Genomic DNA, 14,305 nt, shown 5'->3' with positions numbered 1-14,305 from the left:
CTCTCAGACGTCAGCCAGGGTCGCGACCAGGATCGCCTTGATGGTATGCATGCGGTTCTCCGCCTGCTCGAAGGCGATGCACCAGGGCGACTCGAAGACGTCCTCGGTCACCTCGATGCCGTTGGCCAGCTGCGGGTACTGCGCGGCGATCTGCTTGCCGACCTTGGTCTCGCTGTTGTGGAAGGCCGGCAGGCAGTGCATGAACTTGACCCGCGGGTTGCCGGCGGCCCTCATCAGCTCCGCGCTGACCTGGTAGGGCAGCAGCAGCTTGATGCGCTCGCCCCAGGCTTCCACCGGCTCGCCCATCGACACCCAGACGTCGGTATGCACGAAGTCCACGCCCTTGACCGCAGCTTTGGCATCTTCGGTGAGCGTGATGCGGGCGCCGGTCTCCTCGGCGAACCGGCGGCAGGCGGCGACGTGCTCGTCGCTCGGCCACAGCGCCCTGGGTGCGGCGATGCGCACATCCATGCCCAGCTTGGCGCCGATCAGCAGCAGCGAGTTGCCCATGTTGTTGCGCGCATCGCCCAGGTAGGCGTAGCTGATGTCGTGCAGCGGCTTGTCGCTGTGCTCGCGCATGGTCAGCACGTCGGCGAGCATCTGGGTCGGGTGGTATTCGTCGGTCAGGCCGTTGAACACCGGCACGCCGGCGTACTGCGCCAGTTCCTCGACGATTTCCTGCCTGAAGCCGCGGTACTCGATGGCGTCGTACATGCGCCCCAGCACGCGGGCGGTGTCCTTCATGCTCTCCTTGTGGCCGATCTGCGAGGAGGTGGGGTCGATGTAGGTGACGTTGGCGCCCTGGTCGTAGGCGGCCACCTCGAAGGCGCAGCGGGTGCGGGTCGAGGTCTTCTCGAAGATCAGTGCGATGTTCTTGCGCCTGAGGTGCTGCTGCTCGGTGCCGGTGTATTTGGCGCGCTTGAGGTCGCGCGACAGGTCCAGCAGGTAGCGCAGCTCGCGGCTGCTGTGGTGCATCAGGCTGAGCAGGTGGCGGTTGTGCATGTTGAACGCCATGACGGATCACCTCGTGAGAAAGCGGGAGAGGACCGGTAGGGGCTCGGAGTGGCGCGGCGGCCGGCGGGGGCCGCCACGCCGCTCCCTCAGTAGTCGACCGCGTCGCGGATGATCGGGCAGGTCATGCAGTGGCCGCCGCCGCGGCCGCGGCCCAGCTCGCTGGCGCTGATGGTCACCACCTCCACCCCCGCCTTGCGCAGCAGGGTGTTGGTAAAGGTGTTGCGGTCGTAGCCGACCACCACGCCGGGGGACAGGCAGACCACGTTGTTGCCGTCGTCCCACTGCTCGCGCTCGGCCTCGTAGGCGTCGCCGCCGGTCTCGACCACGCGCAGCTGCTTGAGGCCGAGGGCCTCGGCGACCACCGCGATGAAGTGCCGGTCCTCGCGGCGGATATCCATCCCGCCCGGCTTGCCGGGGTCGGGGCGGATGCTGAACGGCACGATCTGGTTGACCACTTCGGGGAAGACGGTGACCAGGTCGCGGTCGCAGAAGGTGAACACGGTGTCCAGGTGCATGGCGGCGCGCGACCTGGGCATGCCGGCGACCACCACCCGCTGGGCCGCGCCCTTGGCGAACAGCGCCCGGGCCACCTGGCCGATGGCCTGGCGCGAGGTGCGCTCGCCCATGCCGATCAGCACCACGCCGTTGCCCACCGGCATCACGTCGCCGCCCTCCAGCGTGGCGGCGCCATGGTCCTCGTCCGGGTTGCCCCACCAGATGTCGAACTCGGCCTTGGCGAAGTCCGGGTGGAACCGGTAGATCGCCGTGGTCAGCAGGGTTTCCTGGCGGCGCGCCGGCCAGTACATCGGGTTGAGGGTCACCCCGCCGTAGATCCAGCAGGTGGTGTCGCGGGTGAACTGGGTGTTGGGCAGCGGCGGCAGGATGAAGCTGGTGTGGCCGAGGAAGTCGCAGAGCATCTTCACCACGCTGCTGGCGCCGAGGCCCTTCTGCAGGTCGGCGGCCGAGACGCCGCCGATCAGGAAGTCGGCCAGCTGGCGGGCTTCCAGGCCTTCCAGCCAGCTGCGCATTTCCTCGCCGAAACCGACGCCGACCTGGTTGGCCGACAGCTTGCGGTCGAGGATCCACTTCAGCGCCTCCTTGTCCTGCAGGGTTTCGGCCAGCAGGTTGTGCATCTCCACCACCTCGACGCCGCGGTCCTGCATCTTGGCGGCGAAGTCGAAGTGGTCGCGCTTGGCCTGGGACACCCAGATCACGTCGTCGAACAGCAGTTCGTCGCAGTTGTTCGGGGTCAGGCGCAGGTGCGCCAGGCCCGGCGAGCAGACCATCACCTTGTGCAGCTTGCCGGCTTCGGAATGAACGCCGAGTTTTCGCCTGGACATCGAGATCCCCTCTTCGCGTGGAGCTGATGAAGAGCAAGCGTAGAGAGGGCTGGCGACAATGCCAGCAGCCACGCCACGCGGCTGACGATCGGCCCTGTCACGCCGGCCGGATGCGCGCAGGCGTGCCGGTTCAGGGCGTCCAGTCCACCCCGTGATCGGCCAGATAGTCGTCCACGCCGGCGCCCACGGTGGGCTGGAAGACGTTGTCGCCGAACACTTCCAGCAGCCCGAAGCGCTTGAACTTGTCCTTGACCGGGTCCTTCATCTCGGCGAAGTGCAGCTCGATGCCGCGCTCGCGCAGTGTCTGGCACAGCTCGGCGAGCATGTCGGCTGAGGTGACGTCGATGCTGGTGACCGGCTCGGCGGTCACTACCACCCGCCTTACCGCGCTGGGCGACTCCTCGATGGCCTCCATCAGGCACTCGCGGAACAGCTCGGCGTTGGCGAAGAACAGCGGCGCATCCCAGCGGAACAGCACCAGGCCGGGCACCCGGCGCGCGTCCGGATAGCGCTTCACATCGTGATAACCGCGGATGCCGGCGACCCGGCCGAGGATGGCGTAGTGCGGGCGCCAGCCGTCCCACAGGTACTCGAGCACGGCGATCCCCACGGCCAGGCAGATGCCGGGAATGGCGCCGAACACGGCGACTCCGGCGAAGCAGGCCATCGACAGCCAGAACTCCCAGCGCTGGATGCGAAAGATCCGCTTGAGATCGGCGAACTCGAACAGGCCGAGCACCGCGGCGATCACCACCGCGGCCAGGGCGCTGCTCGGCAGGTAGCGCATCAGCTGCGGAGCGACCAGAAGCAGCGCCGCCACGGCGAGGGCGCCGACCACGCCGGTCAGCTGGGTCTGCGAGCCGGCCGCCTCGGCCACCGGCGTGCGCGAGGAGCTGCTGCTGATCGGGAAGCCCTGGAACAGGCCGGCGGCGAGGTTGGCGGCCCCCAGGCCGACCATCTCCTGGTTGGGGTCGACCGGGGTCTGGGTGCGCGCGGCGTAGGTGCGCGACAGCACGCTGGTGTCGGCGAAGGAGACGATGGCCACGGCGCAGCCGCCGAGCACCACGGTGGCGATGTCCACGCCGCTGAGCCAGGGCAGGACGAAGCTGGGCAGGCCCTGGGGCAGGTCGCCCAGCACCTTGACGCCGTGCTTGTCGAGATTGAGGAGGCCGACCGCCACGGTGGCGAGGATCACCACGATGAGGATGCCCGGCAGCTGCTTGAACGGCTTGAGCAGCAGGATCAGCGCCAGGCTGCCGCCGCCGACGGCGAAGCTGTACCAGTTGGCCTGGTCGGTGGCTATGGCTTCGACCAGGTGCCAGAGATCGAGCAGGGGGCCTTCGCCCTCGATGGAAATGCCGAACAGCTTGGGCGTCTGGGCGATCAGCACGATCAGGGCGATGCCGTTCATGTAGCCGTAGCGGATCGGCTTGGACAGCAGCTCGGTGATGAAGCCCAGGCGCAGCAGACCGACGGCGATGCACACCACGCCGGAGACCACCGCCATCATGCTGGCCAGGGTGATGGCGCGCATCGGGTCGCCGCCGGAGAGCGGCAGCACCACGGCGAGGATGGGCGCGGCCAGCGAGGAGTCGGGGCCGAGCACCAGGATGCGGCTGGGGCCGAACAGGGCGTAGGCCAGCAGCGGCACAATGGTGGCGTACAGGCCGTAGATGCCCGGCACCCCGGAGGCCTCGGCGTAGGCGATGCCGACCGGCACCAGCATGGAGGTCAGCACCAGGCCGGCGGCCAGGTCCTTGGGCAGCCATTCCGGCTGGTATTGCCTGAGCATCAGCAGGCCGGGCAGCCAGCGCAGCCAGGAGCTGGGGGTGGAGCGGGGCGATGGCAACGGAGGCGGGGAGCGCATGACGGAAGCGTCCTTGGCGAGCACAGGGAGCCGGCTCGAGGGGCTTGGCGGTTGGGCATCGATAAGAAGGCTAGGCGGAGTTTCGCCGTCATGCCGGCTCGCCGCCCCGTGGCAGCGCGAGTTTGCAGTCGTTCAGGGGGGGCGGAATGACAAACGCCCCGAACTCTGTCGGGGCGTTTGCTGGTGGTCAGCCCTTCGGGGCTTTCACACGGCTTGTGGCGTCGGGCGATGAGCCCGGGGCGTTGCTCAACGGCCCATCTTGTTGCCGAGAGCGCCGCCGGCCGCGCCGCCGAGGCCTGCGCCGATGGCGCCGCCGGTGCTGCCACCGATGGTGTTGCCGAGCAGCGAGCCGCCGGCCGCGCCAAGGCCGCTGCCTACGGCTGCCTCGGTCTTGCGGCCCTTCTTGGCGGTCACCGCGCCGCCGGCGGCGGCGCCCAGGCCGGCGCCGACCGCGGCGCCGGTCTTGCCGCCGACCGCCTGGCCGAGGACGTTGCCCAGGGCGCCGCCGAGGCCGCCGCCGACCGCGGCACGGGTGGTGCCATCGGCCATGGCGCCTTGGGCGCACAGCAGGCTCAGGGTCAGGACGGAAAGTGCTTTACGCATGGTGCGAACCTCATGGACGAAAACCGGGTGAATTGTCCCGACCCGTCCGGCATTTGTCCAACGCCGGGCGAGCCGGATGGAAACGGGTTCACGGTGGGACAACTGCCAGGCGGAGAGGTTCGCTTTGAGAACAAACTTGTCTTGGTTGCCTGTCGTATGCCCGCCGCCGGCAGGTAAAGTGCCGGTAAAGAACCTTTGCGTTCCAACTGAGAAGCCTTATCGTTCAGGCTCCCAAGGAAAGTGACCTGCACCATGTCCGAACTCGACCTCCCGACCCGTTCTTCCCGTAACCGCTGGCTGGCCGGCGCAACCCTAGTGCTGCTGGCCGCCGCGCTGGCCGCCGCGCTGGCCTGGTGGCTGTGGCCAGTCGACGAGCAGGACGCGCAACCGGGCGGTGCCCGCGGACCGGGCAGTGGCAGCCTGAGCGGGCCGCCGGCGGGACGGCCGCGTTTCCGCGACATGGCCGGCGGCACGGTGCCGGTGCGCCTGGCGGAGGCGAAACTCGGCGAGTTCCCGGTGGAGCTCAAGGCCCTCGGCACCGTCACCGCCTACAACACCGTCAACGTGCTGCCGCGCGTCGACGGCCAACTGGTCAGGGTGCTGTTCGAGGAAGGCCAGCAGGTCAAGGCCGGCCAGGTGCTGGTGCAGATCGACCCGCGGCCGTACCGCGCCGCGCTGGACAAGGCCGAGGGCGACCTCGCCGAGCGCCGCGCCGAGCTGAAGAACGCGGAGCTGGACCTCAAGCGCTACCAGGGCCTGTACGCCGAGGACTCCATCGCCAGGCAGACCCTGGACAGCCAGCAGGCCACGGTCGAGCAGCTGCGCGGCAGCCTCAAGAGCCTGCAGGCGGCGGTGGCCGAGGCGCGCCTGAACCTCGAGTTCACCGAGGTCAAGGCGCCCATCGCCGGTCGCCTGGGCCTGCGCCAGGTCGACGCCGGCAACCTGGTCACCTCCGGCAATGCCACGCCGCTGGTGACCATCACCCAGACCTCGCCGATCACCGTCAGCTTCACCCTGCCGGAGGCCGAGCTGCCGGCTCTGCTGGCCCGCCATCGCGCCGGCGAGCCGCTCAAGGTCGAGGCCTGGGACCGCGGCGAGCGCCAGCGCCTGGCCGAGGGCATGCTGGCCAGCCTGGACAACCAGATCGACACCGCCACTGGCACGGTCAAGCTCAAGGCGCGCTTCGAGAACGCCGACGAGCGCCTGTTCCCCAACCAGTTCGTCAACGTGCGCCTGCTGCTGGAGACCCGCCGCGACGCGCTGCTGCTGCCGGCGGCGGCGGTGCAGTTCGGTTCGGCGGGCACCTTCGTCTATGTGGTGGGCGAAGGCAACAAGGTGAAGATGCGCCCGGTCGAGGTGGCCGCCAGCAACGGCGAGCAGAGCCTGATCGGCGCGGGCCTGGCCGCCGGCGAGAAGGTGGTGCTGGAAGGCACCGACCGCCTGCGCGAGGGCAGCACGGTCGAGGTGGTGGAGGGCGCGTTCAAGGAAGCCACCCCGCCGGTCGCACCGGGCAAGGCCGAGCCGGGCGCCAACCCGCGCGGCGAACGGCCGCTGCCGGCTGACGGCACTCCGGCACGGAAGCCCACCGCATGAGCCTGTCGCGCCCGTTCATCCTGCGCCCGGTGGCGACCACCCTGCTGATGGTGGCGATCTTCCTCGCCGGGCTGATCGCCTACCGCCAGCTGCCGGTGGCGGCGCTGCCGCAGGTCGACTATCCGACCATCCGCGTGCTGACCCTGTATCCCGGCGCCAGCCCCGAGGTGATGGGCAGCGCGGTGACCGCGCCGCTGGAGCGCCAGTTCGGCCAGATGCCGGGCCTGGCGCAGATGTCCTCGACCAGCTCGGGCGGCGCCTCGGTGATCACCCTGCGCTTCGGCCTCGACGTCGAACTGGACGTCGCCGAGCAGGAGGTGCAGGCGGCGATCAACGCGGCCAACAACCTGCTGCCCAATGACCTGCCGGCGCCGCCGGTCTACAACAAGGTCAACCCGGCCGACACCCCGGTGCTGACCCTGGCGATCACCTCGCGGACCCTGCCGTTGCCCGAGGTCAACGACCTGGTCGACACGCGCATGGCGCAGAAGCTGGCGCAGATCAGCGGCGTCGGCCTGGTCAGCCTGGCCGGTGGTCAGCGCCCGGCGGTACGCATCCGCGTCAACCCGCAGGCGCTGGCCGCCTACGGCCTCAACCTGAGTGACGTGCGCAGCCTGATCAACGCTGCCAACGTCAACCAGCCCAAGGGCAACTTCGACGGCCCGACCCGCGTCTCCCAGCTGGATGCCAACGACCAGCTGCGTTCGGCCGCCGAGTACCGCGACCTGGTACTGACCTACAGCGCCGGCGCCACCCTGCGCCTGGGCGACATCGCCGAGGTGGCCGACGGCGCCGAGAACGAGCGCCTGGCCGCCTGGGCCAATCAGAACGCCGCGGTGCTGGTCAACGTGCAGCGCCAGCCGGGCGCCAACGTCATCGAGGTGGTCGACCGCATCCAGGCGCTGTTGCCGCAGATCACCGCCAGCCTGCCGGCCGGGGTCGAGGTGGCGGTGCTCAGCGACCGCACCCAGACCATCCGCGCCGCGGTGCGCGACGTGCAGTTCGAGCTGCTGCTGGCCGTGGGCCTGGTGGTGCTGGTGACCTTCCTGTTCCTGCGCCGCCTGGCCGCCACGGTGATCCCGTCGATCGCCGTGCCGCTGTCCTTGATCGGCACCTTCGCCGTGATGTACCTGGCCGGCTTCTCGATCAACAACCTGACTCTGATGGCGCTGACCATCGCCACCGGCTTCGTGGTCGACGACGCCATCGTCATGCTGGAGAACATCGCCCGCCATCTGGAGGAGGGCGAGACGCCGCTCAACGCCGCGCTCAAGGGGGCGAAGCAGATCGGCTTCACCCTGGTGTCGCTGACCTTCTCGCTGATCGCCGTGCTGATCCCGCTGCTGTTCATGGCCGACGTGGTCGGGCGGCTGTTCCGCGAGTTCGCTATCACCCTGGCGGTGGCCATCCTCATCTCGCTGGTGGTGTCGCTGACCCTGACGCCGATGATGTGCGCGCGCCTGCTCAGGCATCAGCCGCAGGGCGAGCAGGGCCGCTTCTACAAGGCCAGCGGCGCCTGGATCGACTGGCTGATCGCCCGCTACGACGGAGGTCTCACCTGGGTGCTGCGCCATCAGGGCGTGACCCTGCTGGTCGCGCTGGCCACTCTCGGCCTCACCGTGCTGCTGTATCTGGCGGTGCCCAAGGGCTTCTTCCCGATCCAGGACGTCGGCGCCATCCAGGGCATCAGCCAGGCGCCGCAGAGCATTTCCTTCAAGGCCATGAGCGAGCGCCAGCAGCGCCTGGCCGAGGTGATCCTGCGCGATCCGTCGGTGGCCAGCCTGTCCTCCTACATCGGCGTCGACGGCGACAACGCCACCCTCAACAGCGGGCGCATGCAGATCAACCTGGTGCCGCACGGCGAGCGCGATCTGACCGCCGCCGAGGTGATCGAGCGCCTGCGCCCCGCGCTGGCGCAGGTGCCGGGCATCGAGCTGTTCCTGCAGCCGGTGCAGGAGCTGACCATCGAGGACCGCGTCAGCCGCACCCAGTACCAGTTCAGCCTGGAGTCGCCGGACGCCGCGCTGCTCGAGGAGTGGACGCCGCGTCTGGTCGAGGCGCTGGAGCCGCTGGCCGAGCTCAGCGATGTGACCAGCGACCTGCAGACCCGCGGCCTGCAGGCGTATCTGGCCATCGACCGCGACCTGGCCGGGCGCCTCGGCGTGACCATGAGCGCCATCGACAGCGCGTTGTACGACGCCTTCGGCCAGCGGCAGATCTCCACCATCTTTACCCAGACCAGCCAGTACCGCGTGGTGCTGGAGAGCCAGGGTGCCCGCGACCGCGGGCTGGATGCGCTGCGCGAGATCCACGTGGCCGGCACCGATGGCGTGCAGGTGCCGCTGGCCAGCCTGGTGCGCGTCGAGGAGCGTGCCACCGCGCTGCAGGTCAACCGCATCGGCCAATTCCCGGCGGTCACCGTGTCGTTCAACCTGGCGCCGGGGGTGGCGCTGGGCGAGGCGGTGGCGCGCATCGAGCAGGTCAAGGCCGAGATCGGCCTGCCGGAAGGCGTGCAGACCCGCTTCCAGGGCGCCGCCGAGGCGTTCCGCGCCTCGCTGTCGAGCACCCTGTGGCTGATCCTCGCCGCCATCGTCACCATGTACATCGTGCTCGGCGTGCTCTACGAGAGCTACATCCACCCGATCACCATCCTCTCGACCCTGCCCTCGGCCGGGGTCGGCGCGCTGCTGGCGCTGCTCGTCTCCGGCAACGACCTGGGGCTGATCGCGGTGATCGGCATCATCCTGCTGATCGGCATCGTCAAGAAGAACGCGATCATGATGATCGACTTCGCCCTCGAGGCCGAGCGCTACCAGGGCATGGACCCGCAGGCGGCGATCCACCAGGCGGCGCTGCTGCGCTTCCGGCCGATCCTGATGACCACCCTGGCCGCGCTGTTCGGCGCCATCCCGCTGATGCTGGCCTCGGGCTCCGGCGCCGAGCTGCGCCAGCCGCTGGGCCTGGTGATGGTCGGCGGCCTCTTGGTCAGCCAGGTGCTGACCCTGGTGACCACCCCGGTGATCTACCTGTGGTTCGACCGCCTGAGCCGGCGCTTCACCGGGCGCAGTGCGGCGGGGGTGGCGGTATGAGTCGGTGGTCATATGCGGGCGCAGGGGCGAAGCCGTGCGCCTGCCGGCCTGGCGCTGGGCGAATGAATTCGCCCCTACGGAGGGGCCGAGCGTGTAGGGGCGAATTCATTCGCCTGACGGGGTGGCCGGCATGAACCTCTCCGCCCCCTTCATCGTCCGCCCGGTCGCCACCCTGCTGCTCAGCCTGGCGATCCTGCTGGCTGGCGCCTTGAGCTTCGGTCTGCTGCCGGTGTCGCCGCTGCCGCAGATGGACTTCCCGGTGATCACCGTGCAGGCCAGCCTGCCCGGCGCCAGCCCGCAGGTGATGGCCTCCAGCGTGGCCACGCCGCTGGAGCGCTCGCTCGGCACCATCGCCGGCATCAGCCAGATGACCAGCCGCAGCAGCCAGGGCTCGACGCGGGTCATCCTGCAGTTCGAGCTGGGCCGCGACATCAACGCCGCCGCCCGCGAGGTACAGGCGGCGATCAACGCCGCGCGCAACCTGCTGCCCAGCGCCATGCGCAGCATGCCCACCTACCGCAAGGTCAACCCCTCGCAGGCACCGATCATGGTGCTGTCGCTGACCTCGCCAGTGCTGGAGAAGGGCCAGCTGTACGACTTCGCCTCGACCATAGTCGCGCAGAAGCTGTCCCAGGTACCGGGTGTCGGCGAGGTGCAGATCGGCGGCAGCTCGCTGCCGGCGGTGCGCGTCGAATTGCAGCCGCGCCTGCTCGAGCAGTACGGCCTGGCCCTCGACGACGTGCGCCAGGCGCTCAGCGACGCCAACGTGCGCGGGCCCAAGGGCGCGCTGGAGGCCGGCGCGCGCCACTGGCAGGTGGCCAGCAACGACCAACTGGAGCAGGCCGCCGACTACATCCCGCTGATCATCCGTCACCAGGACGGTGCGGCGATCCGCCTGGGTGACGTCGCCACGGTGCGCGACAGCGTGGAGAACCGCTACAACAGCGGCTTCTACAACGACGAGCAGGCGGTGCTGCTGGTGGTCAACCGCCAGGCCGACGCCAACATCATCGCGACCATCGAGGGCATCCGTGCCGAGCTGCCGGCGCTGCGCGCGGTGCTGCCGGCCAGCGCCGAGCTGGCGGTGGCGATGGATCGCTCGCCGACCATCCGCGCCACCCTGCACGAGGCCGAGCGCACCCTGCTGATCGCCGTCGGCCTGGTGATCCTGGTGGTGCTGGCCTTCCTCGGCCACTGGCGCGCGGCGCTGATCCCGGCGCTGGCGGTGCCGGTGTCGCTGGTCGGCAGCTTCGCCGCCATGCACCTCCTGGGCTTCTCGCTGAACAACCTCTCCTTGATGGCGCTGATCATCGCCACCGGTCTGGTGGTCGACGACGCCATCGTGGTGCTGGAGAACATCGCCCGGCACATCGAGGCCGGCGAGAAGCCGCTGGCCGCGGCGCTCAAGGGCTCGCGCGAGGTCGGCTTCACCCTGCTGTCGATGAACGTCTCGCTGGTGGCGGTGTTCCTTTCCATCCTGTTCATGGGCGGCATCGTCGAGCGGCTGTTCCGTGAGTTCTCCATCACCCTGACGGTGGCCATCGTCATTTCCCTGCTGGTGTCGCTGACCCTGACGCCGATGCTCTGCGCGCGCTGGCTGCGCGCCGAGGCGGGCGAACGCGAACCGAACCGCCTGCAGCGCCTGGGCAACCGGGTGCAGGAGCGGGTGCTGGCCTTCTACCGCGTGAGCCTGGAGTGGGCGCTGCGGCATTCGCTGCTAACCCTGCTCAGCCTGCTGGCGACCATCGCGCTGAACGTCTGGCTGTTCGTCAGCGTGCCGAAGACCTTCATGCCGCAGCAGGACACCGGCCAGCTGGTCGGCTTCATCCGCGGCGACGACGGCCTGTCGTTCCAGGTGATGCAGCCGAAGATGGAGATCTTCCGCCGCGCGGTGCTCAGGGACCCGGCGGTGGAGAGCGTGGCCGGCTTCATCGGCGGCGACGGCGGGATCAACAACGCCTTCATGATCGTGCGCCTCAAGCCCGTGGCCGAGCGCGGCGTCAGCGCCCAGCAGGTGGCCGAGCGCCTGCGCCGCACCTTGCCCAAGGTGCCCGGCGGCCAGCTGTTCCTGATGCCCGACCAGGACCTGCGCTTCGGCGGCCACCAGGGCGGCAGCTCGGAGAACGAGTACGTGCTGCTGGCCAGCGAGCTGGACGACCTGCGCACCTGGCTGCCGAAGGTGCGCGATGCGCTGAAGACCCTGCCGGAGCTCACCGACATCGACGCCAACGAAGGCGAGGGCGCCGAGCAGATCACCCTGGTGGTCGACCGCGACGCCGCCAAGCGCCTGGGCGTGGACATGAGCACGGTCACCACGCTGCTCAACAACGCCTTCAGCCAGCGTCAGGTGTCGACCATCTACGAGAGCCTCAACCAGTACAGCGTGGTGATGGAGATCGACCCGCAGTACGCCCGGCACCCCGAGGTGCTCGACCAGGTGCGTCTGGTCGGCAGCGACGGTCAGCAGGTGCCGCTGTCGACCTTCGCCCGCTGGGAGCGCAGCCTGGAGGAGGACCGCGTGCAGCACGACGGCGCCTTCGCCGCCGAGAGCATCAGCTTCGCCCTCGCCGAGGGCGTGAGCCTCGAACAGGCGACCACCGCCATCGAGCGCGCCATGGCGCTGATCGACCTGCCCACCGAGGTGCAGGGCAAGATGGGTGGCACCGGTGGCGCCTTCCAGCAGGCCCAGAGCTCGCAGCCGCTGATGATCCTCGGCGCGCTGCTGTTGGTGTACATCGTCCTCGGCATCCTCTACGAGAGCTACATCCACCCGCTGACCATCCTCTCCACCCTGCCGTCGGCCGGGGTCGGCGCGCTGCTGGCCATCCAGCTCACCGGCGGGCAGTTCAGCCTGATCTCGCTGCTCGGCCTGTTCCTCCTGATCGGCGTGGTGAAGAAGAACGCCATCCTGATGATCGACCTGGCCCTGCAGCTGGAGCGCAGCGAGCGGCTGAGCCCGCAGGAGTCGATCCGCCGCGCCTGCCTGCTGCGCTTCCGGCCGATCGTGATGACCACCCTGGCGGCGATCCTCGGTGCCTTGCCGCTGCTGCTCGGCGCCGCCGAGGGCGCCGAGATGCGCCAGCCGCTGGGCCTGACCATCGTCGGCGGGCTGATCCTCAGCCAGCTGCTCACCCTCTACACCACCCCGGTGGTCTACCTGTACCTCGACCGCCTGCGCCACCGCGTCAACCGCTGGCGCGGGCGGCCCAGCGATGCCGCACTGGAAGCTCCGTTATGACCGTCCCCGTCTGCAAACTTGCCCCCACATTGCTGCTGGCGCTCGCCCTGAGCGGCTGCGCCATCGGCCCCGACTACCAGCGTCCCGAGCTGAACACCCCGGCGGCGTTCCGGCAGGCCGAGGGCTGGAAGGCCGCCGAGCCGGCCGATGCCCTGGCCCGCGGCGCCTGGTGGGAGCTGTACGGCGACGCCACCCTCAACGAGCTGCAGCAGCGCCTGGAAAGGTCCAACCAGAGCCTCGCCCAGTCGCTGGCGCAGTACCGCGAGGCCCAGGCGCTGGTGCGCGGCACCCGCGCCTCGTTCTTCCCCTCGCTGGGTGCCGACGCCAGCAAGACCCGCTCGGGGCAGGGCGCAGGGCGCAGCACGGTGGTCGTCGGCGGCGCGCCGGTGTCCAGCGGCGTCAGCGGTGGCGGGATTTCCACCAGCTACGACCTGACCTTCGGCGTCAACTGGGAGCTGGACCTGTGGGGCAAGCTGCGCCGCCAGCTGGAAGCGGACAACGCCAGCCTGTCGGCCAGCGCCGCCGACCTGGCCGCGGTGCGCCTGAGCCTGCAGTCCGAGCTGGCGCAGAACTACCTGCAGCTGCGCGTGCTCGACGAGCAGCAGCGCCTGCTCGACGCCACGGTGGCGGCCTACGCCCGCTCGCTCAGGCTCACCGAGAACCAGTATCAGGCCGGCATAGTGCCCAAATCCGACGTCACCCAGGCGCGCACCCAGCTCAAAAGCACCGAGGCCCAGGCCATCGACCTCAGGTACCAGCGCGCCCAGCTGGAGCACGCCATCGCCGTGCTGATCGGCGTGCCGCCTTCCGAGTTCGAGCTGGCCGCGGTGGACGGCGTGCCGGCGCTGCCGCAGGTGCCGGTCAGCGTGCCCTCGCAGCTGCTCGAGCGCCGTCCGGACGTGGCCAGCGCCGAGCGCGCGGTGATGAGCGCCAACGCCGAGATCGGCGTGGCCAAGGCCGCCTGGTTCCCCAGCCTCAGCCTGAGCGCCGCCGGCGGCTATCGCGGCGATACCTTCGGCCAGTGGATCAACACGCCCAACCGCTTCTGGTCGATCGGCCCGCAGTTCGCCATGACCCTGTTCGACGCCGGGCTGATCCGCTCGCAGGTCGACCAGGCCGAGGCGCGCTACGACCAGACCGTGGCCGGCTACCGGCAGACCGTGCTGGACAGCTTCCGCGAGGTGGAGGACTACCTGGTGCAGCTGCGCGTGCTGGAGGAGGAGAGCGGCGTGCAGCAGGAGGCGCTGGACGCCGCCCGCGAGTCGCTGCGCCTGCTGGAGAACCAGTACAAGGCCGGCACCATCGACTACAACAGCGTGGTCAGCGTGCAGACCGCCGCGCTGTCCAACGAGCGCACCCAACTCGACCTGCTCGGCAGCCGGCTGACCGCCAGCGTGCAGCTGATCGCCGCCCTCGGCGGTGGCTGGGACGGGGTGGCGCAGGAGCAGGCGCAGCTCGCCGATCAGCGGTGAGGCGCGCGGCGGCGCCGGTTCTGGGCTAGCTTTGCTGGGACGGAAACGGCGCAGGGCGGCGCAACGGGCCGCCAAGCGGCCCGGACGGC

8 protein-coding genes are annotated in these 14,305 nt (G+C 69.8%); 4 read left to right on the top strand and 4 right to left on the bottom strand.

What is annotated here, in order from left to right; all coding sequences use genetic code 11:
- Nucleotides 1-3: 3 nt before the first annotated feature.
- The 4 genes from RA210_RS14550 to RA210_RS14535 all read right to left on the bottom strand — a co-directional run bounded on the left by RA210_RS14550 (nucleotide 4) and on the right by RA210_RS14535 (nucleotide 4,824).
- Nucleotides 4-1,014, bottom strand: coding sequence for an ornithine carbamoyltransferase (locus tag RA210_RS14550; RefSeq protein ID WP_136488579.1), 1,011 nt, complete (start codon nucleotides 1,012-1,014; stop codon nucleotides 4-6).
- Between the two features lie 86 nt (nucleotides 1,015-1,100).
- Nucleotides 1,101-2,354: an arginine deiminase gene (gene arcA, locus RA210_RS14545; RefSeq protein ID WP_442963401.1), complete on the bottom strand. Its 1,254-nt coding sequence runs from the start codon at nucleotides 2,352-2,354 to the stop codon at nucleotides 1,101-1,103.
- A 130-nt stretch (nucleotides 2,355-2,484) separates the two neighbouring features.
- The gene (locus RA210_RS14540; protein ID WP_201486990.1) at nucleotides 2,485-4,221 is read right to left on the bottom strand and encodes a SulP family inorganic anion transporter; all 1,737 of its coding nucleotides are present in this window, start codon (nucleotides 4,219-4,221) and stop codon (nucleotides 2,485-2,487) included.
- Nucleotides 4,222-4,467: 246 nt separating this feature from the next.
- Nucleotides 4,468-4,824 (bottom strand): bacteriocin, encoded by a 357-nt coding sequence (locus RA210_RS14535; protein ID WP_201486989.1) that lies wholly within the window; start codon nucleotides 4,822-4,824, stop codon nucleotides 4,468-4,470.
- Between the two features lie 252 nt (nucleotides 4,825-5,076).
- On the opposite strand from RA210_RS14535, the gene RA210_RS14530 reads away from it, so the two are divergent.
- The 4 genes from RA210_RS14530 (at nucleotide 5,077) to RA210_RS14515 (ending at nucleotide 14,216) form a co-directional block, all read left to right on the top strand.
- Nucleotides 5,077-6,417: an MdtA/MuxA family multidrug efflux RND transporter periplasmic adaptor subunit gene (locus tag RA210_RS14530; RefSeq protein ID WP_201486988.1), complete on the top strand. Its 1,341-nt coding sequence runs from the start codon at nucleotides 5,077-5,079 to the stop codon at nucleotides 6,415-6,417.
- Nucleotides 6,414-9,506, top strand: coding sequence for an MdtB/MuxB family multidrug efflux RND transporter permease subunit (locus RA210_RS14525; RefSeq protein WP_201486987.1), 3,093 nt, complete (start codon nucleotides 6,414-6,416; stop codon nucleotides 9,504-9,506). Before RA210_RS14530 ends, RA210_RS14525 begins: the two co-directional genes overlap by 4 nt.
- Nucleotides 9,507-9,636: 130 nt before the next feature.
- Nucleotides 9,637-12,744 (top strand): efflux RND transporter permease subunit, encoded by a 3,108-nt coding sequence (locus tag RA210_RS14520; protein ID WP_201486986.1) that lies wholly within the window; start codon nucleotides 9,637-9,639, stop codon nucleotides 12,742-12,744.
- Complete coding sequence (locus RA210_RS14515) at nucleotides 12,741-14,216, top strand: efflux transporter outer membrane subunit (protein WP_201486985.1); 1,476 nt, start codon at nucleotides 12,741-12,743, stop codon at nucleotides 14,214-14,216. Before RA210_RS14520 ends, RA210_RS14515 begins: the two co-directional genes overlap by 4 nt.
- Nucleotides 14,217-14,305 lie beyond the last annotated feature (89 nt).

This window comes from Pseudomonas sp. OF001 (assembly GCF_904426495.1).
Classification (GTDB): Bacteria; Pseudomonadota; Gammaproteobacteria; order Pseudomonadales; family Pseudomonadaceae; genus Geopseudomonas.
The sequence above is the reverse complement of the archived record's forward strand: the minus strand, read 5'-3'. Positions and strand labels throughout refer to the sequence as shown.

Excerpts from the sequence above, each read along its gene's own strand:
- RA210_RS14530 (WP_201486988.1), top strand. The coding sequence starts at position 5,077 with ATGTCCGAACTCGACCTCCCGACCCGTTCTTCCCGTAACCGCTGGCTG.
- RA210_RS14515 (WP_201486985.1), top strand. The coding sequence starts at position 12,741 with ATGACCGTCCCCGTCTGCAAACTTGCCCCCACATTGCTGCTGGCGCTC.
- arcA (WP_442963401.1), bottom strand. The coding sequence starts at position 2,354 with ATGTCCAGGCGAAAACTCGGCGTTCATTCCGAAGCCGGCAAGCTGCAC.
- RA210_RS14520 (WP_201486986.1), top strand. The coding sequence starts at position 9,637 with ATGAACCTCTCCGCCCCCTTCATCGTCCGCCCGGTCGCCACCCTGCTG.
- RA210_RS14540 (WP_201486990.1), bottom strand. The coding sequence starts at position 4,221 with ATGCGCTCCCCGCCTCCGTTGCCATCGCCCCGCTCCACCCCCAGCTCC.
- RA210_RS14525 (WP_201486987.1), top strand. The coding sequence starts at position 6,414 with ATGAGCCTGTCGCGCCCGTTCATCCTGCGCCCGGTGGCGACCACCCTG.
- RA210_RS14550 (WP_136488579.1), bottom strand. The coding sequence starts at position 1,014 with ATGGCGTTCAACATGCACAACCGCCACCTGCTCAGCCTGATGCACCAC.
- RA210_RS14535 (WP_201486989.1), bottom strand. The coding sequence starts at position 4,824 with ATGCGTAAAGCACTTTCCGTCCTGACCCTGAGCCTGCTGTGCGCCCAA.